Here is a 21,668-nt window from a genome sequence, read left to right as displayed (position 1 = left end):
CCCTTATAAGGAGTGTTATGGCGAAGAGACAAAAATCTTTTTTTGAAAGATTAAGTGAAGTAAATTCAAAACATGAAGAAAAATTTATTAAACCAACAAATCAAAAGAAAAGAAATAAGTTAGTATTAATTTCACTTGGTCTTTTGTCTGCTATTATAGTTTCAGCAATTACTATTCCTCTTTTGGTTTCTATTACCAAAGTTAATTATGTTGATGCAGTAAAACCACAAGAAACTATTTTAGAATTTAGTGATAAAGAAAATAAAAAAATAGATTTAACAGCAAAACAATTGCAATCAATTATTGAAGGCGCTAATGAAAATATTAAAGAAAAAAGCGAAGAACTTTACAAAAATGTAATTTCCTTTTGATATGACAAAGAAGTTGAAGCATCAATTGAATATCAAAGAGTATGAAACTCCTCAAGATATAATAATGAATCTGAACAAAATAACATAGCTTTAAAAACTTATGACCAAATTAACACAGAAAATAAAAATAAATTAGAAGACTTAAAACTAAGACTTCAATCAGTTTATGGGTTTGAAAACTGAAAAAAACAATTTGAAACCACATTAAACACTGATGAGTATGGAAAAAGTTCAACTGAAGAAGATGCTTTAAATTATTTAAATTTCAAACAAATTGAAGAACATGCTTTAAGACATTTTAGAATTGATTTACAAAAAAATGTTAATGTAAGAGAAATAAATAGATTCACAACTAAAGATATTTATAAAGTTGATGCTGATGGAAATGTTATAGCAGAAGAAGGAAAACCTGTTATTTTATTTTCAAAAGGAGAAAAAATTGCTCCATATTTTATTGCTCAAAGTTTTGAAACAAAAGAAAATGCCAATTTTGCAGTTAATTCAACTAATTCAAATCTTGTGACTTACATAACAACAAAAACTTTTATTCCTAAATTTAAATCAGTAACACCACTAATTGAAAAATATTTTAGAGAAAATAAATTAGTTTTGCCAGCTATTTATCAGTTACCTGGAATAATTAATAAAAACCTTTCATCACCATGATCATTTGATAAAGATTCAAAAAAAGTTTTAATTAATTTAGGAAAATATTTAGTTAATAAAAAAGATAATAAATTTGAAATTAAAAGAAATATAGATGTTTTAAAAAACTTTAAACTAGTAAATGACTATGTTATTCCACAAAATGGTCAAACTTTAGAGCAATTAAGCAAAGAGCGTTCAGAAGTTGAAACATTATTTGATTTACTTACTGTTAAAACTAAAAATTTAGGTTCAAGAGGAATAACTACTGTAGCAAAAGAATTTGAAAATGATTTTGAATTAGGACTTTCATTTATTAATAATTCAATTTTAAGAAATAGAAATTTACCAGAAGTATCAATTTCAAAGATATTAACACCAGTTTTTGAACAGCATCATCAACAAAAAATTGATGAAATGCTTGAAAAAGCTAATAGAGCATCAAATGATAATGAAGTTTCAAAACAAGTTTTCGCCATAAATCGTTATATTGATTCAATTTATGATAATTTAAGTGAAAAACAATTTAGTGATTTAATCATTAAACAATTTAATAAAAATATTGTTTTAAAAGTTAATGAAAAAGAACTTTACTCATACATTTATAAAATTTCTGATATGAATGATGCTTATTTAATTATTTCAGATAAGGGAACTTTCATAGTAAGAAATACAGCCATTACAAATAAAAAAGATTTATTTGAATTATTTCAAAATGATCTTTATTCAATTGCTAATAACAATGAATCATTATTTAAATTTAGTGAAATATTAAATAATGTATATGATAAGTATTCTATTATTAAAGAAACTTTAAACAATGATGAATTTGTAAAATATCTGTTAGAAAAAGAAAATAAATTTAACCAAAATAAAAAATATACTGACAAAGATATACAAGATTTAAAAACAGAAAATGCTTCAATTATGAATGGTAATATTACTTCTGAAAAAAATAATTTAATTTTAAAATCAAATGATTGAATAAAAGAAAAATTAAATGGTTTAAGTTACAATTTATTTGTTGAAAATGGGATTAGTAAATTTGTTTATAATTGAAACCCATTGGAAACAAGCGCTAAAAGCGCATCTGATATTTTAGTTTCTGAAATTGATAAGATTGTTAAAGGAGATAAGTAATGAAAAAAAAATACAAAACATTTACTTTATTAATTACTTTTTTAACAGCTAGTTCAACTTTAATTTCCTGTGGGAGAACAGAAAACACAGAAGCAAGAGTAAAACAAATTAATGATGCTCAAAATGCGGATTTAGCAAAAATTGCTGAAAAATTTTGACTTAATTCAACTTTAAAACAAATCTATAATATTGATGAAGATAATTTATTAGAAAATAGTAAATTTCAAAAAGAAGCTTATAATGCTTATGTTAGCAAACTTGAAAATGATTTTTTAAATGATCCATTTGCATTGTATAAAAAAATTGCTAACTGAAAAAGAGAAGGTGTTTTTAATGCGAGTGACTTAAAGATTTTAGATGATTTGAAAAATGATATATCAATTTCTAAAACTACTCCGAATTTAGAACAATTTCAAGTTCTTTATAAAAAAAATAAAACAGATATTAATTTAGAAACTAATAAAATTTTAATTGTTAAAAAATATTTTGAAATTAATAATCCCGAGCAGTTAAAAATTATTAATAAAACATCTTATGAAAACAATAAAGATACTTATGAATTGAAAGATTTTAATTTAATTGATTACTTAATCAAAGAAAAATTAGCTCAATTATGAAGATATTCTTCAAATAGTGAAAATGATGTTTTTTCAAATTTAATTAGAAGAGTTTCAAAAATTGATGATTATAAAATATTTTTTGAAAACACAGATTTAGCACTAAAAATAGCACCTAAAAGTTTACTTTTTAACAATAAAAACTTTGAATCTTCTCTTGGTAGTTATCAAGGAATTTCAAAAGATTTAAAAGATTATCAACTTAATTTTTCACAAACATATTTATTAAGTCAAACTAATTTTAGTAATTTATCAGGATTTTATGATTTTACTAATAATAAAATTGTTAAAATTGATGATAATGAAAATTTGAATGAGTCAATTAAAGTTACTAAAGATGAAAAAAATATAAATATTAGCTATTTAAATTTAGTTGCCCCAATTGCTAAAGAAATAACTAATTCAGAAAACAAAACAATTAAAATTTTAAGTTTTGACAACACTCCTTATGCAAGTAAACTTGATAATTTAAAATATGCCATTATTATTTATGGTGGAGATACATTATATAAAACAGTTCAAAATGCTTATGTGGATTTAGGGTATACTTTGAAAATTAAAAATACAGAAATTGTGGGAAAAAAATTAGAAGGTTTATCTTTTGTCAAATAAAAGCATTTTTTCTAAAATTATTAGTCGTGAAATTCCAGCACAAATTATTTATGAAGATGAAAAGGTTATTGCTTTTTATGATGCATTTCCATTTCGTGAAGGTCATTTTTTAGTTGTCCCAAAAGAAGAAAAATCTAATTATTTATTAAATGATGAATCTATATTTTTACATGCAATGAAAATTGCTAGGCAATTAGCGAAAAAATTAATTATTGATCAAGGAATTGATAGCTTTAAAACCCTTATTAATACTGGTGCAAATGCTGGACAAACTATATTTCATACTCATATTCACATTATTCCATTTAAAGAACCATATAATAAAGAACATTAATAAAAAATAATGAAAATTTGTTATAATTTATTATATCTTCTTAATGTTAAATGAAGAGTTGCCTTGCGCAACTCTTTATCTTTTTATGAAAGGGAGTATGGATTTTTTAAAAATTTTAAAAAACAAGTTTGGAAATAATATTTTAAATGTCAAAATGCAAAATGATATTTTAACAATTGAGGTAGATACTTGTGATTTAGAACAAACAATTAAATTTACAAAAGAAATTCAACAAGAATTTAAAGAAAAAAATATTAACTATGATGATATTAATTTAGAGGTTCTTTCAAGAGGAAAAAAACTAGAAGTTGAAATTAGTGAGTTAAATCAACACTTTAGTAATATGTTAAAATTTGAATTTAAAAAACCAATTGAAGAACATAAAGTTATAATTGCAAAATTAAAAGAAATTAATGATGATTCAGTTTTAGTTATATGAAATCAAAAAGGTAGAATTAGAAAAATTTCAATAGATAAAAATAATATTAAAAAAATAGAAATTTATATTAAATTTTAAGGAATAAATATGGCTATTAAAAAAGAAAATAAAGTTCATTATAATTTAACAAATGAAGAAAAGTGATACAAAATTGCCAATGCAAAAGCAGTTAAATATAATTTAGATATTGAAAAAGTTTTGGAAATATTTTCATTTGAAACAACAAAAGCTATAAATGATAAAATTGATCGAGATGCAAAAATTTTGTTTACTTTAGACAAAGAAAATCATTTAGTTTATGTTAAAAATATTAATGGAGTTGTTGAAGAAAATGACCCAGATGTAGAGTCTTCTGATTTGAAAAATACATATATTTCATTAGAACAAGCACAAAAAATTGACAAAAATGCAAAAATTGGAGATCCCTTTGAAATTGATTTTGATTTTGATTTAGTTCCTAGATCTACAAAAATTGCTATAAATAATGGATTTATGCAAAATTTTAGAGCAACAGAAAAAGAAATGATTTATGAAAAGTATGAATCTTTAATTGGGAAAAAAATTCGAGCTGAGGTTTTATCAAGCAATAAAGATGGATCATATAATGTTAAATTTGAAGATGGTACAACTGCATTTTTACCAAAAAATAAAATTAATAAAAATGCTAAATTAAATTTAGGATCTCATCTAGATGTTTATTTAGAAAAAATAAATATTTCAAACAAATTAAGTATTTGTGAAGTATCAATTGATTCTCCAAATATGGTGCGTGATATTATTAAAACAGAAATTCCAGAAATAAATCAAGGTTTACTTGAAATTGTTAAAATTGAACGTTCACCAGGAATTAGAACTAAAATTGTTTTAAAAACTTTAAATAGTGCAGAAAGTTTTGATCCATTTGGAAGTGTTTTTGGTGAAGGAGCAAGAAGAATTTTATCTATTTCAGAAAAATTAAATAATGAAAAAATAGATGTAATTAAATATTCAGAAGACATTAAAGAATATATTAAAAATGCTTTATCTCCTGCAAGAGTTTTAGATGTAGTTGGTGATGATCCTAAAAAAGGATATATTGTTATAGTTGATGTGAATGAAATGAAAAATGCCATTGGAAAAAGAGGAATTAATATTGAATTAGCAAATAAAATTATAGGTGTTAAACTACAAATTTTAAGTGATGAAGAAGCCATTGAAAGAAATATAGATTTTACCAGAACAAAATATGAAGAAAGACATTTAATTGGACACAAGAAAAGAAAATTTACATCACGTGACAATCAAAGAAATGAATATTTTAAGGGAATTGAAATTGATATGAATGAATTTTCAATGGATGTTGCTCAATTTAATGAAAGTTTATTAACTGAAAATAAAAATAAATCAACAATTCAAACTAAAAAAATTGCTAAAAAACCTGAAAAAATTGAAGAATCAGAACTTGATGATTTATTTAATAAAGAAAGTTTTTTAAATTATTTAGATGATGGTGATGATTTTGATTTTGTAGAAAAAATTAATTTAGCTGAAAATGATGAAGAATTTGAAGAAAAAATTTCACTAGATGAAAAAGATAGTAGTGAAAAAATTAAACCTATAGTAAAAGCTTATAAAGAAGCAAAAGTTGAGATAAAGGATTTTAAAGTTGATAATGATTTAGCTAATTATGGACTTAATTTAAATTTAGATTCAGTTGATTTAAGTGGTTTTGATGATGAGTGAGATTCAAATAAAAAATAAATTCTATACTCGAAAATGCATTGTAACAAATTCTATTGTTAATGTAGAAAATTTGATTCGTTTTTCTTTTGACAAAGAAAATAAAATAATTAAATTAGATTTAAATAAAACAAAAAAAGGAAGAGGAGCATATTTATTGTATAGTCCTGAAAATTGAATGAAATTGAAAAAAACTAAAAGTTTTAATAGAGTTTTTAAATTTAATTTTTCCTCTGAAACATATCTAAAACTTGAACAAGAATTATTGGAGGTAGTTTATGAGCAAAAAGAACAACAGAATTAGTAATGTTCATGATGTAAAAGAACAGTTAGTAACTACAAAAACAGAATTAAAAAATGGAATTTTTACTTTTACTGGACAAATGACAATTCATGATTTTGCAACTAAGATTAATAAAAGTGCAAATGACATCATTAAAAAATTCTTTCTGCAAGGAAAAGCAAGAACTTTAAATTACATTTTAGAGGAAGAAGAAATTGCTGAACTTTGTATTGAATATGGTTTTGATTTTAAAAAAGAAACAAACGTTGATGCAACAAATTTTTTAGATGAGGTTAATTTTATTGACAATGTAGAAGATTTAATCACAAGAGCTCCTATTATTACTGTAATGGGACATGTTGATCATGGTAAAACTACTTTAATTGATAAAATTCGTGATTCAAACATTGTTGATTCAGAGGTTAGTGGAATAACTCAACATACTGGAGCTTATCAAATTGAATATAAAAATAACAAAATCACTTTTATTGATACTCCAGGACATGAAGCATTTACTCAAATGCGTGCTCGAGGTGCTAAAGTCACAGATATTGTTGTTTTAGTTGTAGCAGCAGATGATGGAGTTATGCCGCAAACAAAAGAAGCTATTAATCATGCAAAAGCAGCAAGTGTTCCAATTATTGTTTTTGTTAATAAAATGGACAAAGCAAATAAGGATTTAGATCGAATTAAAGGTGAATTAGCTGAAAATGATGTAATTATTGAAGAGTATGGTGGAGATACTCAAGTAGTTTATGGTTCTGCTTTAAATGGGCAAGGTCTTGATGATTTATTTGAAAAAATTATGATTTTAGCAGAGGTTTTAGATTTAAAGGCCAATCCAAAACGTTATCCAATAGGAACAGTAATTGAATCAAGGGTTGACAAAGGAGTTGGATCTGTAACCACTATTATTGTAGAAAATGGAACATTATATAAAGGTGATTTTATTGTAGCTGGTTCAAAATATGGAAGAGTTAGAATGCTTTTAGATTCACACAAAAATGCTACAACTAAAGTTCTACCAGGAACTCCTGCAATTGTTTCAGGGCTAAATTATGCGCCAAATGCAGGAGATAGATTTATCGGATTAAATGATGAAAAATTTGCCAAAAAATTAGCTCTTCAAAAAGCAACTCATGACAAATTAGTAGCATTAAGTTCAAAAAATAAACAAGAATCTGTTGATGGTAAAAAAGTAATAAATATTATTATAAAAACTGATGTACATGGAACTAGTGAGGCAATTAAAAATCAAATTAATGATATGGCTAATGATGAAGCTATAATTAAAGTTATTTTTTCTAGTGCAGGAAACGTTAGTGGTTCAGATTTAATGCTTGCAAAAGCATCAAAAGCAACTATTTTTGTGTTTAATTTAAAACCAACTCAACCAATTAAACAAACTGCATTAAATCAAGATATTTCATTAATTAGTCATGATGTAATTTATAAAATTATTGAAGATTGTCAAAAATTACTTGATGGGGAAAAGGCGCCAATTTATGAGGAGAAAAAAATTGGTGAAGCACATATTATTAAAGTTTTTTTCTATTCAAAAATTGGAAAAATTGCTGGTTGTATGCAAGATAATGGTGTTGTTAAATTAGGATGTAAAGTAAAAGTTTTTCGTAAGGGCAAAAATATTCATGAAGGAATAATAGAAACTTTAAGAAGAGAATTAAATGACACAAAAGAAGTTGTTAAAGGAAAAGATTTTGGATGTCACATAAAAAATTACAATGATATTGAAGAAGATGACATTTTAGAATTTTATGAAGATGTTCAAATAAATTAAAAAGGTAAATTAAATGGAAATTAAAAATCTAATAAAAAATGTTAAAAATTTTCCTAAACCTGGGATCTTATTTAAGGATATTTCTCCTCTTTTAGCTGATGGTGAAGCATTACATTATACAATTGAGCAAATTGCAAAACATGCTCAATTAGCTGATGTGATTGTAGGGCCTGATGCTCGTGGATTTTTATTTGGAACCCCTACTGCTGCGATATTAAAAAAACCATTTATTATGGTTCGTAAGCCTAAAAAATTACCAGGTGAAGTAATTTCAATGAGCTATGATTTGGAATATGGTTCTAATACTTTAGAACTACAAAAAGGATATATTAAACCTGGACAAAAAGTAGCAATTGTTGATGATGTACTTGCAACTGGAGGAACAACTAAAGCAATTATTAAATTGCTTCAATCACAAGGAGCAGAAGTGATCAAAGTAATTGTAGTACTTGAACTTTCTGAATTAAAAGGAAGAGAACTTTTAGAAAAGTATACTGAAGTTGTTTCTCTTATAAGAGTATAAAAAATAGAACTCTTAATTTTAGAGTTCTATTTTTTATTTTTATTTAAATCTTTAAAATTTCTTTTTCTTTTTCAGATGTTAAATCATTAATTTTTTCAATTTGTTTATCAACAAAAGATTGAACTTGTTCTAAATAATTTTTTTGTAAATCTTCTGATAATTCATCATCATTTTTAATTTGTTTGTTGATTTCTTGACGAGCATTACGTACTCCAACTTTTGCTTGTTCAGTATATTTTGATAAATTTTTAATAATTTCTTTTTTTCTCTGAGTTGTTAAAGCAGGAAAATCAAGTCTAATTTGATGCCCTTCATTAACTGGAGTTACACCTAAATTTGCATTTAATAAAGCTTTATTTACTTCTTTTACTGAGGTGATATCATATGGTTTAATTAATAGTTGCTGAGGTTCAGGAACACTAATATTTGCTAATTCTTCTAAAGCTGTTGGAGTATTATAATAATCAATTTTAATTCCCTTAACAATTTGTGGATTAGCTCTACCAGTTGAAATTTTTGATAATTCAAATCGATAGTGGTTAATTGCTTTTTCACATTTTTCTTCTAAATCAAGTAAGTATAAATTAATTTCCATTATTTAGTTACCTCCGTATGTTGAGTTTTATTGCTTAATACTTTAATAATTGAATCTTTTTCTAGTAAATTAAATACAATCAAGTTAATATTATTATCTCTTGCCATACTTGTTGCAGTTAAATCCATCACTTGAAGTTTTTTTTCCAATATTTCATCATAAGTGATTTTTTGAAAATGTTTAGCTTCAGGATTTGTTTTTGGATCACTATCATAAATCCCATTAACTCTATTTTTCCCCATTAAAATAACTTCAGCACCAATTTCAGAAGCATACAAAGTAGCAGCGGTGTCCGTGGTAAAATATGGTCTACCAGTTCCTCCAGCGAAAATAACAATTTCTCCACTTTCTAAACATTTAATTGCTTTTTCATTGATATAATTTTCAGCTACTTTTGGATCAATATTAATTGAACTTTGCACCCGAGCTTTTAATCCAATTTTTTCAAAACCACTTTGTAATGTAAGCGCATTCATAATAGTAGCAAGCATTCCAATGTAGTCAGCACGATTTCTTGGAATTCCATTTTTTTCAGCAGAAACCCCTCTTCAAAAATTTCCGCCTCCAATAACAATTGAAATTTGAACACCTTGTTCATTGATTAATTTTAATTGTCTTGCTATGTCAGTTACTAATTCATAGTCAATTGCAAGATGTTTATCTTTATTGGCAAAACCTTCACCAGAAAGTTTTAGCAGTATTCTTTTGTACTTCATTAAATAATCTCCAATATCTTATAAATTATTATAAATTATTATTTATTTATTATATTTTAAAAACTTATTTTTAATTCAATAATTTTGTTAATAGTTCAAAATTGCTTATTTTGTTTAATCAAAAAAATAGATAAAAAAGCAAAAATGCTATAATTTTTTAGCAAAAAGGAATTTATTATGGAAAAAGAAAAATATTTATTTGCCATTGATTTAGATGGAACTACCTTACTTTCAAGTACAACTGGTGAAATTCATGATTTAACTGTTAATGCAATTAAAAGGGCAACTGAAGAAGGGCATATAGTTTGTATTTTAACTGGACGACCTTGAAGAGGAACTAAGTTTATTTATGAACAGCTCAACTTAAAGACAGTAGTTGGAAATTATAATGGAGCACACATTCATCATCCAAATGATGAAAATTTTATTCCATATGTAAAATATTTAAATTTAAATGAAGCCTTATATATTTTAGGAGATGAAAAAGTAGCAGCAGAAATAACAAATATTGCAATTGAAGGACCAGACTGAGTGCAACTTCAGCACCGTGATGAAGCTCTAGAAAAAGTATTTGGATTTACAAATACACCAAAACTAAGAATTGGACTTGATTTTCATAAAATTCCTTTAATGCCAACTGGTGTAATTTTTGATGTAAAAGAAACAACAAATGTTGAAAACTTAAGAAAGTATTTAAAAGCTAAATATGGAGATTTAGCAGAATTTTCATATTGATCAAAAGGAGAAGGATTAACTCCAGTGTTTGACATTACCAATATTACTGCAAATAAAGGAAAAGCACTTAGCATGCTTATTCGTTATTATAAAATTAAGGTTGAAAATACTATTGCAATTGGAGATGGTTTTAATGATGTTCCAATGTTTAAAGTAGCTAATGTGTCAGTGGCAATGGGAAATTCAACTAAAGATGTTAAAAAATATGCTACTGTAAAAATTTCTAAAACCAACAAAGATGGTGGTGTAGGATATTATATTAATCGTTTTTTGGATAATCCATTAGATGAAATTGCTAAAAGTGAAATTCGCAAACAAAAAAGAGATGAAGAGTTTGCCTAATGAATTACTTTGAACTAGAAAATTTAAATGTTTTAACAAACAAAGAAGTAATAGGTATTGATGAAACTGGTGTTGGAGATTATTTTACTCCACTTGTAGCTTGTGCATTTTATTTACCAAATCATTTGGTTGAATGAGCTAAAACAATTGGAGTTAAAGATTCAAAACTTCTTTCATTTAAACAAATTGAATTTTTAGCAAAAAAACTTAGTTATAATTTAGAAGTCAAATGATCAGTTTATCGTTTGAAACAAAGCACTTACAATAAAATGTCAAAAGAATATAATGCTAATGAATTAAAATTTTTTATTCATAATGGAGCATTTAATAATTTATTAAAAAAAATGACTTTAAGAAATCATGTGCTATTAATTGATAAATATTCAACAACAAAATCGATTTTAAAATATGATCAAAATATTTTACAACTAAATAATTGAATGAATTTTAAAAATGTTAATGTTGATACATTTTTAGCAACTAAAGCAGAAAGTGTTCATCTATCAGCTGCTTGCGCTTCAATTATGGCACGCTATCAACTAAATCTTTATATGAATGAACAAAGAAATAAATGAAAATTTAATTTTTTATTAGGAACAAGCGAATTAGTTCAAACTCAAGTAATTGAGTTTGAAAAAATCTATGGAAAATCAGCTTTAAATGAAGTTTGCAAGACTAATTTTAAAATAAAAAGTTAAAAATTTTGCTATTTAAATTTTATGGTAAAATTTTAACAATGCCGTCATAGCTCAGCAGGCAGAGCACATCCATGGTAAGGATGGGGTCGCTGGTTCAAGTCCAGTTGTCGGCACCATATCAAAATTGTCCTAAAATATATCAAGCAAATAATTGCTTGATATATTTTTATTTATTTGAAAAAATAATAAAAAAAAATATTATGAAGTTTTATTATATTTACATAATTGAAGCAAAAAAATAAAATATTTTTTTAAGTATAAAAAAAATTTTATGGCAAAAATTAAAGCAAACTTTGTTAAATATATTTCAGTCTTAACAATTTCATTTATTGGATTACAAGCTTTTACATTGAGAGCACCATTGTATATTTTAAAATTACTAGTGATTTTTAATTTGCATTAATTCTATATTTATCAATTCAAAATCCTTCATTAATTTCTTACTTTACATCTCAAAAAAAGATTTTTAATTATTTTAATTGGCACCAATACTATTGTTGTTTTTGTACATTCATTTAGATTCATATATTTAAATTATTTACTTTATTTTTGTTTCATAAAATCCAACTGAATTAAGAATATAATATTGCTTTTTCTTTTGTTATATCACTTGGTCTTTTAACTTTATTAATTCTTTATATATAAACATTTTTCTTTTTATTGGGTGATTGTTTTAACTGTATAATTTATTTAATTTCTGAAATTTTATGTTTTCTATGAAATTACATTTAAAAAGTAAATTCTTTACTTTTTCAAATAAATTAACGCATAATAATATTGATGTTAAAAATAAAAATAAGTATAAATTTAATTTTATCAAGGTAAATTATTATGGGGCTTTTCTATTTTCAAGAGTCTTATAACTTTGTATATAAATAATTATGATATTAATACATGAGGTTTTTATTTGAATATTATTTTAAATTACTTTATATTAATTGAAAAATTGTTTTTCTTTTTTATTTAAATATTAACTACTATAAATTAATAATTTATTCAATGATTGCTATTGTTTTAACTAATTTAAGTTGGATTTATTTAGTTTTAGCTCAAAATAGCAGCACTTTATTTTAGTTTTATTATTACATCAATTCAACAAGTTTTTTTAAAATTTTTTATAGTATTTTATATCAATTATTTGACAAAAAAATTTTCATAAAAAAATAAAATTTCATAACAATTAGAATTATTGCTAGATCATTGATTATTATTTTATTTATTTTTACACATATTTAACAATAATATTTATTTTAATCATATTGATGTATATAAGTTGTATTAAAATTAAACAAAAATTGCGGAACTAAAAGAACTATTTTTAAACTTGCTAAATTTTTTTTAATGTTTAAATTATTGCAATTGATATTTCTAGTGAAATTGATAAAAATTGCATTTTTAATTTTACTATTTATAATTTTTATTCTATGGATTAGTATTAAATTATTAACCTAAAAAAGTTAAAGTTGTTAAATTATCTTTATTTTCAAAAAAAATTATTGACAATATGAAAAACAATATCTAATAAAAAAAATGTTTTTATATTCAAAATGATATTTTTTCAATTGCAAAAATATTTGATTATAAAGGTGTTAATGCATAAAAAATGAAAATTTAAAACTTAAATGAATTAAAAAAATAAATCAAAAAACAAAACTTTAGAAATTGTGTTTTTTGATTTATTAAAATTTCAAATTATTTATTTTCTTCAGGACGCGAAAAAACATAGTGACCAGTTTCAGTTACTAAAACATCATCTTCAATTCTTGCACCACCTAAACCTTTAATATAAATTCCAGGTTCAACTGTAATAATCATTCCAGGTTCTAAAATATAATCTGATTTTGATGAAACAGAAGGTAATTCATGTACATCAATTCCAAGGCCATGACCAGTTGAATGTAAAAAATTATCTGCATAGCCTTTACTTGCAATGTAATCACGACATATTTTATCTATTTCACTTGCTTTAATTCCAGGTTTAACATGTGCCCGACCAAGAGCTGCTGCTTTTTCAACAATTTTTAAAATTTCTAACATTTTAGGATTAGCCTTAGTTGAATCTCCTAAAATAAAAGTTCTTGTAATGTCAGCTGCATACCCATTTAAAAGACCGCCGAAATCAATTTTGAGTAATGAATTATTTTCAATTATTTTATCAGTAGGGTGGTGATGAGGTTCAGCAGAAGAAGATCCTGAAGCAATAATTTCATCAAAACTTTCTTTATCAGATCCATTTATTTTTAATAAATAATTTAATTTTGCAGCAGCTTCTTTTTCAGTTATTCCAGGCTTTATTCATTGAATAAATTGATTGTATGCTTTAAGTGAAACATCAATAACTTGTTGCATTTTTTCAATTTCTAATTGACTTTTAACAATTCTAAGTTCTTGTGAATCAACTCATTCAATTTTTTGTGCATTAGTTAATTTTTTAATTCTATTTTCTCAGTTTTTTACCAAATAATTACTTTCAAGTGCAATTGATTTTAATTGTCTTTTGTTAAATCATTCTTCAACACTATTTTCCTTAATTAAAATAATTTCAACATTTTTAGCTTTTTTGTTTGCATATTCAATGTATCTTGAATCAACAAATAAAGTTGCTTTTTCCTTTTCAATAACAATTAATCCATCACTAGTTTGTACATCAGCATATCAAAGTCTTGTTTGAGGTGCTTCAGAAATTAAGGCTTCCACTTTAGTTTTAGCAAACATTTGATCTAATTTATTACGATTCATTTTTAATTCCTTTGAATAAAATTTTAATTTTTATTTTAAAAAATACAAAGAGCATCTTTGTATTTTTGTAAAAAAATTATTTTTTTTCTTTATGTGTGGTGTGTGTATTGCATTTTGAACAATGCTTAGATAATTCAATTTTTTCAGGGTGAGTTTTTTTATTTTTCTTTGAAATATAATTTTCCATTTTGCATCCAGTGCATGCTAAAGTATATCCTTCTCTTGCCATATTTGCTCCTTTAATTCAAATTATAAAATTTATTTAAAAATATGTTTAAAAATTTAAAAGTATTATAACACATTCATGTTTTTTAGTAATTGAATATTAATTTGTTACTTGTTTTTCATAATTTCCGAAAAAATATCAAATTCTTCATTATATTTTTGAATGTTATTTTTTACAAAATTATCATAAATACGTTTGTCCAATAATTTATCTTTTACTAGAATATCTAAATAATAAGCGAAAATTTCATTATTAAAAAAATATGCATAATTAGTATATAAGGAAATAATATTTTTAAGTTCTTCAAAAACTTTTTTTCTTAAATTTTCAGGATATTGCATTTGTACAATATTGCGAGAAAATTCATCACGATCCACAATTTGTAGTTCTTTTTTTGGGTAGCATTTGACATCTAAGTCATAATCAATAAATTTAATAGTTCCTTCTTCAAATATTGGTTTTGAAGCAATATTTATGTAATGATAGATACCAAAATTATTTTTTAACAAAATAATTGCATTAAAATAAGAATTTTTTGGTAAAAATCATAATGCACTTTCAGTATATCTTCAACGATTCAAACATTTATCATATTCATTTACTTTAGTGTTTGATAAAAATAAAACAACATGCCTTGAATTGTTAAAAATTACTTTTGCTGAAGATCATTGACGATATAAAAATCCATTAAATTTATAAGCTTGAACATCTACCATTTGTCCAACTTTTAGATTTTTAAAATCTCATTGCATAATAGTTCCTGATCATATTTTATATACTTTTAAATTATATATAATTAATATATTTAAATTGTTATTTCTAAAAAAAATTATTGTAAAAAAATAAAAAAATTTTTTTGATTTTATTTTTTTGTGTTATACTTTACTCAGAGCAACCAAAGCAGAGGGGATCACCTGATACCATTCCGAACTCAGTAGTTAAGCCCTCTTACGCCGAAGATAGCAGAAATGCAAAAATAGGGAGTTGCTTTTTTTTTTTTTTTTTTTTTTTTTTTTTTTTTTTTTTTTTTTTTTTTATATATATATATATATATTAATACAAAATTAATAATTAAAATGATTATAAAGCAAAAAGCACATCACAAAGGATGTACTTTTTTAGGACAAATAAATGAAATGGAGCGAGTGAAGGGAATCGAACCCTCACAGTCAGCTTGGAAGGCTGAAGTTCTACCATTAAACTACACTCGCAATTTATTCACTACAAAACAATTATAATACAAAAAAAGCAATAACAAAATTTTTTTTATTTTATTTTTTTATCTTAAAAAGTATGAAATAAATAATATTAATAATAATTAAATTTTTAATTAACATTGAATGATATTTGTAATTTGTTATAATTCAAATATAAATATTAAATTATTTATAAAAAAGGATTATTATGAAGAAAAAAATTTTATTTCTCTTAGGAGGAGTAGCTACTTTAGCTCCTGCAACAGTTGCTATGTCTTGTGGACAAAATACTCGTGGACAAAATATTTATGCTAACACAGATGTTGCAAATATTAAAGATGTTGTTCAAGCTAAACAAGCAGAAGTTGAAAAAGCTATTACAGAAAACAAAATTGCTAAATTAGACATTGTTTTAGTAACAGCAAGTGGAAGAGTTGATGATAAATCATTTAATCAGTCATTGTGAGAAGCAATTTCACAACATTCAAAACAAGTTAAAAATAATGATAACAATTATATTAATGCTGATGCAACAAAATTAGGGGAAACCTATACAAATCTTGTTAATTCTAACAAAAATGTTTGAGTTCTTACAGGATTTCAACATGGTACAGAATTTGAAAAATGATATAAAATTGAGCAAAATAAAAAAGCTTTTGATGATAAAAATATTATCATCATTGGTGTTGATTGAGATTTACAAGATGACAATGTTAAACCAGGAAGTTTAATTTCATTACTATATAAAACAGAAGAAGCTGGTTGAATGGCTGGATGAGCTTCAGCTAAATATTTATCAGAAACAGTTGAAAAAGATGAAGATCGAAAAGTAAATACATTTGGTGGTGGAGCAGGAGTTGGTGTAACTGATTTCATTGCAGGATATTTACAAGGTATTAAAAAATATAATGAAAATTCTTCAAAAATAACAAAAATTTCAACAAATACAATTAGTCTAAATACTGGTTTTATTTCAAATGAAAATACAAAAAATACAATCAGTTCTATTATTGCAACCAATCCAAAAATTATTTTACCTGTTGCTGGATCACTAACAGCAGAAACAGGGCAATTGGCTTATAATTCAGAAAACAAACCTTATATAATTGGTGTTGATACTAATCAAGCAGGATTATTTGGTGAAGATGTTGAAAAACTGTTCTTTACATCAATTGAGAAAAAAATCGGAAACACTTTATATAGAACATTAACTGATTTATTTGTGCAAAAAGGTTCAAATTCAGATATTATTCCTAATTTTGTTCTAGGAAGTAAAAATGAACATGCTAAATTAGGATTTAATGTTGATGCCGTAGGGTTATCTCCATCAACAATTGCAAAGACAACTAATAATGATACAAGAGATACAAGCAAGGCACAACCTGCAATTGATGCAGCGATTGCTAAATTTAAGGAAATAACTCAAAATCAGAGCGACATTAGAAAAACATTAAATATTCCAGAACTAAAAAATGGTGATGATAAAGGTAATATAACTAAAATTAATAATTTAGTAAAAGAAATCAATGAGCAAGTTCCTCAAGCAAATTCTTCTACAGCTAAAACTTCTTCACCTTTAAAAGGAACAAATTCAACTTACTAGATTAAATAAAAAATAACTTTTACTTAAAAAGTTATTTTTTGCATTTTTTCATTTTATTTTAATATGAATAATATAGATAAAAATCAAATAAATTATGCTGTAGAATTTGTTAATATTACTAAAAAATTTAATTCTATTGTGGCAAATAAGAATATTAGTATAAAAGTTAAAAAAGGCACAATTCATGCTTTAATTGGAGAAAATGGAGCAGGGAAAAGCACACTTATGTCAATTCTTTTTGGACTATATTCTTCAACAAGCGGTAGAATTAAAATTAATGGACATGGAATTTCAATTAAAAATCCAAATCAAGCAAATGCATTAGGAATAGGAATGGTTCACCAACATTTTAAATTAGTAGGTGCATATACTAATTTAGATAATATTATTTTAGGAAGTGAATTTGAAAAATATTCTTTTTTAGATAGAAAATCAGCAATTGAAAAAGTTAAAATAATTCAAAATAAATATAATTTGCATTTTGATTTATTTCAAAAAACTCAAAATGCAACTGTTTCAACTCAACAAAAAGTTGAAATTATGAAAATGTTATATCGTGATGCTGAAATTTTAGTTTTTGATGAACCAACAGCAGTTTTAAATCCTCAAGAAATTGAAGGTTTATTAGAAACTATGCGTATTTTTAGAAAAAATGGCAAAACAATTATTTTTATTTCTCATAAATTAAATGAAGTTAAAAGTGTAGCAGATGAGGCTACAGTTATTCGCTTAGGAGAAGTTGTTGCTCATTTTCCAACATTAGAAAATGTTAATACAGAAAAAATTGCTGAAGCAATGGTGGGAGAAAAAGTTGTTTTACCTAAAAATACTGAAAAAAATATTCAAAACGAAATTGGATTTGCTTTTAAAAATGTTTCAGCAAAATATTTAAAAGGAATTAAAAATGTTTCATTTGAAATTCAAAAAGGCGAAATATTAGCTATTGCAGGTGTTGAAGGAAATGGACAAGAGGAAATTGAATTTGTTGCTTCTGGAATGCTAAAGCCATCATCAGGTAAAATTTTTATAGGAACTAATAATAATGTTAAAAATTCTAGTAATTCTATTCAAAAAACTAGTTCATTAAAAGACATTACAAATTTATCAGTATCTCAGAAAAAAAATGAAGGAATTTCTTATATTCCAGGAGATCGCCACAAACACGGACTTGTATTAGATTTTTCAATTTTAGATAATTCAATTATAAGAAGATTAAATGAAAATACATTTAGTAATAATTTATTTTTAAAAACTAAAAATATTCAAAAATTTTACAATCAAATTCAACAGGATTTTGATGTAAGAGGCGGAAGAGAAGGTTATTCAGTAGCACGTTCTCTTTCAGGGGGGAATCAACAAAAAGCAATTGTTGGAAGAGAAATGTTAACTGATCACAATTTTATTATTGTAGTTCAGCCAACAAGAGGACTTGATGTTGGTGCGATAAATATTATCCATAGCAAAATTTTAGAAGAAAAAAAACAAGGAAAAACAATTTTATTAATTTCATATGAATTAGATGAAATTTTTGCACTTGCTGATTCAATTGTGGTTATTAATAAAGGAACAGTTTCAGAAAAAAAATTTGTTAAAGATATAACTAGAAATGAAGTAGGATTATTGATGGCAGGAGTAAACAATGGATAATAAAACAAAAAATATACATAAAGAAAAAAATAATTCTTTTTTCTTTAAAGAAGATAATATTTCTGCTAGAAAAAAATATTTTATTCTTCTTGAGCAATTGTTTTTGGATTAATAATTTCTTCAATTATTATTTTAATTATAGGAGTAAATCCTTTTAGTTTTTTTAAAGAAATAATTAGAATATCAGCTAAAATAAAAATATTTCAATTATTAATAACTATTTCAGTGTTTATATTTAGTTCAATAGCAGTTGGAATGTGTTTTAAATCTGGAATGTTTAACATTGGAGTTCCAGGTCAAATGATGTCTTCTGGACTTTTATCATTTTTAATCACTAGTTATTTATCATCAACTAGTGATAAAGTAATTTTTTCTTCTTGATGATCATTACTTATTGGATTTATTTTTGGAATATTAGCAGCATTACTTGTAGGTTTAATTGCAGGTGTTTTAAAAGCTTTTTTAAATGTTAATGAAGTAGTAACAACTATTTTATTAAATTGAATTATTTATTATATTTGTTATCAGATTTTAAAAGGAGTTATTCAATATCCATTTGCCTTATCACAAGGCTTTTCATCTTCGCCAACCACTAAAGATTTAGTTTTTCAAACAGATTTTTTTAAATCCCAAATTTTTGCTTGATTAATTTTAATAATTTCAATTATTTTTGCTTTTAGTATGTGAATTCTTTTAAAAAGAACCACTTTGGGTTATAAAATTAAAATGAATGGATTAAACAAGGAAGCTGCAAAATATGCTGGAGTAAATGAAAAAGTTTTAACCATTTTAGTTATTGTTGCATCAAGTATTTTTGCAGGAATAGCAGGTTTTTTATGATTTGTATTTGTTCGTGGAAAAATTGCAGTTGGTTCTTCACCTGAAACAATTGGTTTTGATGCGATTGCAGTATCGCTTCTTGGACATAATTCACCAATTGGAAGCATATTTACATCTATTTTTTATGCCTTTTTAACAACATCACCAAGTGGAGGAGGATTACAACTTTTATCTTCAAAATTAGATGAAGGAACAGTTCAAATTATCTCTGGAATTATTATTTACTTAGCAGCTATTTCAGTTGTTTTTGCTAAATTTAGACCAATCAATAAATTTATTAAGTTTATATTTTTAATTAAAAGTAAGTATTTTTATACTGATTTAAAAGGATTTAATTTTTCACTTATAAATAAAAAAATTCACACTGAAAATCAAAACAATTTATTAGAATTTAAAAAGCAAACAATAGATTATTTACAAAAAGAAAATATGAATTTTGTTAATCATATAGAAAAATTGAATAAATTGGCAAAAGAACATAAAATTAGTATTTTTAAAACATATTGAACTATTAAATATTTATTGTTCAAAAAATATTTAAAATCTAAACAAATAATTAAAATAAAAAATTTAAAAAATTCTAAAAATTGAGCTAAATGAAAAAATGAATTAAAAAATACTTTTTATGCTCGAGCTAGTGAAAATTTAAGTGATGATCAAAAATTAAATTTTTATAATGAATTATCAAAAAAGAGAATTATTCTAAATGAAAAATTAACAAATAGTGGATATTTTGATTTTAAAATTTTAAAAGAACAGTATGAACTGGAAAAAATTGAAAATAAAAAATGATATAACTATGAAAAATCACTTATTGTAGAAAGTATGCTTAAAAAACATTCAAATATTAGAATGGAGATTAAATAATGAGTGAGTTTATTTTAATTTTAATATCCACCTTTGCTTTTTTTAGTATTTTAGGGATAGCTTCTTTTTCAGGATTATTTAGTGAAAGAGTAGGAATTGTTAATATTGCAATAGAAGCAATGATGATTGTAGGTGCGGTTTTTTACGGATTTTTAGCACAATCATTTAATATATCATCTCCATGAATGCAAATTCCAATAACTTTTATAGCAGCAATAATAACAGGTTTTTTTGCTTTATTACATGGTTTTGTTACTATTAAATTAAAAGGAGATCACATTATTTCAGGAGTTGCATTAAATTTAGTTGCACCTGCAATTGCCTTTTTTATGTTAAAAATATTTGGAGAAGGAAATAAATTTATATCGCCAGTTGCTGAATTGGCTGTATCAACTGATTCTTCAACAAATCTTACTAATATTATTTCATTTAAAGTTTTTATATTAATTATAATTTTTATAATAACTTTAATTATTTTAAACAAAACTAAGTGAGGTTTAAGATTAAAATCAATTGGAGAGAATCCTCAAGCAGCTGATGTTGCAGGAGTTAATGTTAATTTTTATAAATGACAAGGAGTTTTTATTTCAGGATTTTTAGCAGGAATTGCTGGATCAATATTTTTTCAATTGCGTGGAGTTGCATTTACAGGAACTACAAATGGTTTAGGATTTTTAGCTTTAACTGTCTTAATCATGGGACAATGAAAATCAATTTATATTATTTTAATTGCTTTTATTTTTTCACTTATATATGCAACATCTTCAACTATTTCTTCAGGAATAAATTCATTTGAAAGTATTAAAAATTATTCTGATTATTTTAATATTTTACCTTATGTATTTACAATTGTATTGCTTGCATTTACTTCCAAAAATTCAAAAGCTCCAGCAGCTGTTGGATTGCCATATGATAAATCAAAAAGATAATTTGATTTTTAAATTAAGAAGTTAATAATAATAATAATAATATTTACTTAATAA

Annotated in this window: 20 protein-coding genes, 2 tRNA genes and 1 rRNA gene; 16 read left to right on the top strand and 7 right to left on the bottom strand. The window is 24.3% G+C overall.

What is annotated here, in order from left to right:
- Positions 1-17 precede the first annotated feature (17 nt).
- The 8 genes from U744_RS0100725 (at position 18) to U744_RS0100690 (ending at position 8,481) form a co-directional block, all read left to right on the top strand.
- Positions 18-2,156, top strand: a complete 2,139-nt coding sequence (locus U744_RS0100725) for a HinT-interacting membrane complex protein P80 (protein WP_025755205.1) — start codon at positions 18-20, stop codon at positions 2,154-2,156.
- On the top strand, positions 2,156-3,385 hold the full coding sequence (locus U744_RS0100720; protein ID WP_025755204.1) for a HinT-interacting membrane complex lipoprotein P60: 1,230 nt from the start codon (positions 2,156-2,158) through the stop codon (positions 3,383-3,385). The genes U744_RS0100725 and U744_RS0100720 overlap by 1 nt, the downstream gene beginning before the upstream one ends.
- Positions 3,375-3,719 (top strand): histidine triad protein HinT, encoded by a 345-nt coding sequence (gene hinT / locus U744_RS0100715; RefSeq protein ID WP_025755203.1) that lies wholly within the window; start codon positions 3,375-3,377, stop codon positions 3,717-3,719. Before U744_RS0100720 ends, hinT begins: the two co-directional genes overlap by 11 nt.
- Before the next feature lie 97 nt (positions 3,720-3,816).
- Positions 3,817-4,236, top strand: a complete 420-nt coding sequence (locus U744_RS0100710; RefSeq protein ID WP_025755202.1) for a ribosome assembly cofactor RimP — start codon at positions 3,817-3,819, stop codon at positions 4,234-4,236.
- 9 nt (positions 4,237-4,245) lie between these two features.
- Positions 4,246-5,898, top strand: a complete 1,653-nt coding sequence (locus U744_RS0100705; RefSeq protein WP_025755201.1) for a NusA N-terminal domain-containing protein — start codon at positions 4,246-4,248, stop codon at positions 5,896-5,898.
- Positions 5,870-6,181 (top strand): YlxR family protein, encoded by a 312-nt coding sequence (locus tag U744_RS0100700; RefSeq protein ID WP_245578666.1) that lies wholly within the window; start codon positions 5,870-5,872, stop codon positions 6,179-6,181. Before U744_RS0100705 ends, U744_RS0100700 begins: the two co-directional genes overlap by 29 nt.
- Positions 6,156-7,958, top strand: coding sequence for a translation initiation factor IF-2 (gene infB, locus U744_RS0100695; RefSeq protein ID WP_025755199.1), 1,803 nt, complete (start codon positions 6,156-6,158; stop codon positions 7,956-7,958). Before U744_RS0100700 ends, infB begins: the two co-directional genes overlap by 26 nt.
- 13 nt (positions 7,959-7,971) lie before the next feature.
- Positions 7,972-8,481 carry an adenine phosphoribosyltransferase gene (locus U744_RS0100690; RefSeq protein ID WP_025755198.1) on the top strand — a complete coding sequence of 170 codons (510 nt, stop codon included), beginning with the start codon at positions 7,972-7,974 and terminating at the stop codon, positions 8,479-8,481.
- Positions 8,482-8,524: 43 nt separating this feature from the next.
- Here U744_RS0100690 and frr read toward each other — a convergent pair whose 3' ends face one another.
- On the bottom strand, positions 8,525-9,076 hold the full coding sequence (gene frr, locus U744_RS0100685) for a ribosome recycling factor (protein ID WP_025755197.1): 552 nt from the start codon (positions 9,074-9,076) through the stop codon (positions 8,525-8,527).
- Complete coding sequence (pyrH, locus tag U744_RS0100680; RefSeq protein WP_084644098.1) at positions 9,076-9,795, bottom strand: UMP kinase; 720 nt, start codon at positions 9,793-9,795, stop codon at positions 9,076-9,078. Before pyrH ends, frr begins: the two co-directional genes overlap by 1 nt.
- Before the next feature lie 174 nt (positions 9,796-9,969).
- Here pyrH and U744_RS0100670 point away from each other — a divergent pair, with 174 nt between their 5' ends.
- The 3 genes from U744_RS0100670 to U744_RS0100660 all read left to right on the top strand — a co-directional run bounded on the left by U744_RS0100670 (position 9,970) and on the right by U744_RS0100660 (position 11,683).
- Positions 9,970-10,869 (top strand): Cof-type HAD-IIB family hydrolase, encoded by a 900-nt coding sequence (locus U744_RS0100670; RefSeq protein ID WP_025755195.1) that lies wholly within the window; start codon positions 9,970-9,972, stop codon positions 10,867-10,869.
- Positions 10,869-11,567, top strand: coding sequence for a ribonuclease HIII (locus U744_RS0100665; protein ID WP_025755194.1), 699 nt, complete (start codon positions 10,869-10,871; stop codon positions 11,565-11,567). The genes U744_RS0100670 and U744_RS0100665 overlap by 1 nt, the downstream gene beginning before the upstream one ends.
- Positions 11,568-11,607: 40 nt before the next feature.
- Positions 11,608-11,683 (top strand) — tRNA-Thr (locus tag U744_RS0100660).
- A gap of 1,576 nt (positions 11,684-13,259) precedes the next feature.
- On the opposite strand, the gene U744_RS0100645 is transcribed toward U744_RS0100660, so the two are convergent.
- The 3 genes from U744_RS0100645 to U744_RS0100635 all read right to left on the bottom strand — a co-directional run bounded on the left by U744_RS0100645 (position 13,260) and on the right by U744_RS0100635 (position 15,284).
- A complete protein-coding gene (locus U744_RS0100645) occupies positions 13,260-14,306 on the bottom strand; it encodes a M24 family metallopeptidase (protein WP_025755191.1) in 1,047 nt (348 codons plus the stop codon).
- 76 nt (positions 14,307-14,382) lie between these two features.
- Positions 14,383-14,535, bottom strand: a complete 153-nt coding sequence (gene rpmG, locus U744_RS0100640) for a 50S ribosomal protein L33 (protein WP_025755190.1) — start codon at positions 14,533-14,535, stop codon at positions 14,383-14,385.
- Positions 14,536-14,639: 104 nt separating this feature from the next.
- Positions 14,640-15,284: a DUF402 domain-containing protein gene (locus U744_RS0100635; protein ID WP_025755189.1), complete on the bottom strand. Its 645-nt coding sequence runs from the start codon at positions 15,282-15,284 to the stop codon at positions 14,640-14,642.
- A 135-nt stretch (positions 15,285-15,419) separates the two neighbouring features.
- Between U744_RS0100635 and rrf the strand changes: the two genes are divergently transcribed.
- A 5S ribosomal RNA gene (gene rrf, locus U744_RS0100630) occupies positions 15,420-15,525 on the top strand.
- Between the two features lie 144 nt (positions 15,526-15,669).
- On the opposite strand, the gene U744_RS0100625 is transcribed toward rrf, so the two are convergent.
- Positions 15,670-15,743, bottom strand: a tRNA-Gly gene (locus U744_RS0100625).
- Between the two features lie 193 nt (positions 15,744-15,936).
- On the opposite strand from U744_RS0100625, the gene U744_RS0100620 reads away from it, so the two are divergent.
- The gene (locus U744_RS0100620; RefSeq protein ID WP_025755188.1) at positions 15,937-17,331 is read left to right on the top strand and encodes a BMP family ABC transporter substrate-binding protein; all 1,395 of its coding nucleotides are present in this window, start codon (positions 15,937-15,939) and stop codon (positions 17,329-17,331) included.
- Positions 17,332-17,394: 63 nt separating this feature from the next.
- A complete protein-coding gene (locus U744_RS0100615) occupies positions 17,395-18,978 on the top strand; it encodes an ABC transporter ATP-binding protein (protein ID WP_025755187.1) in 1,584 nt (527 codons plus the stop codon).
- 80 nt (positions 18,979-19,058) lie between these two features.
- On the opposite strand, the gene U744_RS0100605 is transcribed toward U744_RS0100615, so the two are convergent.
- Positions 19,059-19,262, bottom strand: coding sequence for a hypothetical protein (locus tag U744_RS0100605; protein WP_156921598.1), 204 nt, complete (start codon positions 19,260-19,262; stop codon positions 19,059-19,061).
- Between U744_RS0100605 and U744_RS0100600 the strand changes: the two genes are divergently transcribed.
- A complete protein-coding gene (locus U744_RS0100600; RefSeq protein WP_084644097.1) occupies positions 19,234-20,685 on the top strand; it encodes an ABC transporter permease in 1,452 nt (483 codons plus the stop codon). The genes U744_RS0100605 and U744_RS0100600 overlap by 29 nt on opposite strands.
- Positions 20,685-21,614, top strand: a complete 930-nt coding sequence (locus U744_RS0100595) for an ABC transporter permease (protein ID WP_025755184.1) — start codon at positions 20,685-20,687, stop codon at positions 21,612-21,614. The genes U744_RS0100600 and U744_RS0100595 overlap by 1 nt, the downstream gene beginning before the upstream one ends.
- Positions 21,615-21,668 lie beyond the last annotated feature (54 nt).

It is taken from the genome of Mycoplasmopsis cricetuli ATCC 35279, from assembly GCF_000526955.1.
GTDB classification, from domain to species: Bacteria; Bacillota_I; Bacilli_A; order Mycoplasmatales; family Metamycoplasmataceae; genus Mycoplasmopsis; species Mycoplasmopsis cricetuli.
The sequence above is the reverse complement of the archived record's forward strand: the minus strand, read 5'-3'. Positions and strand labels throughout refer to the sequence as shown.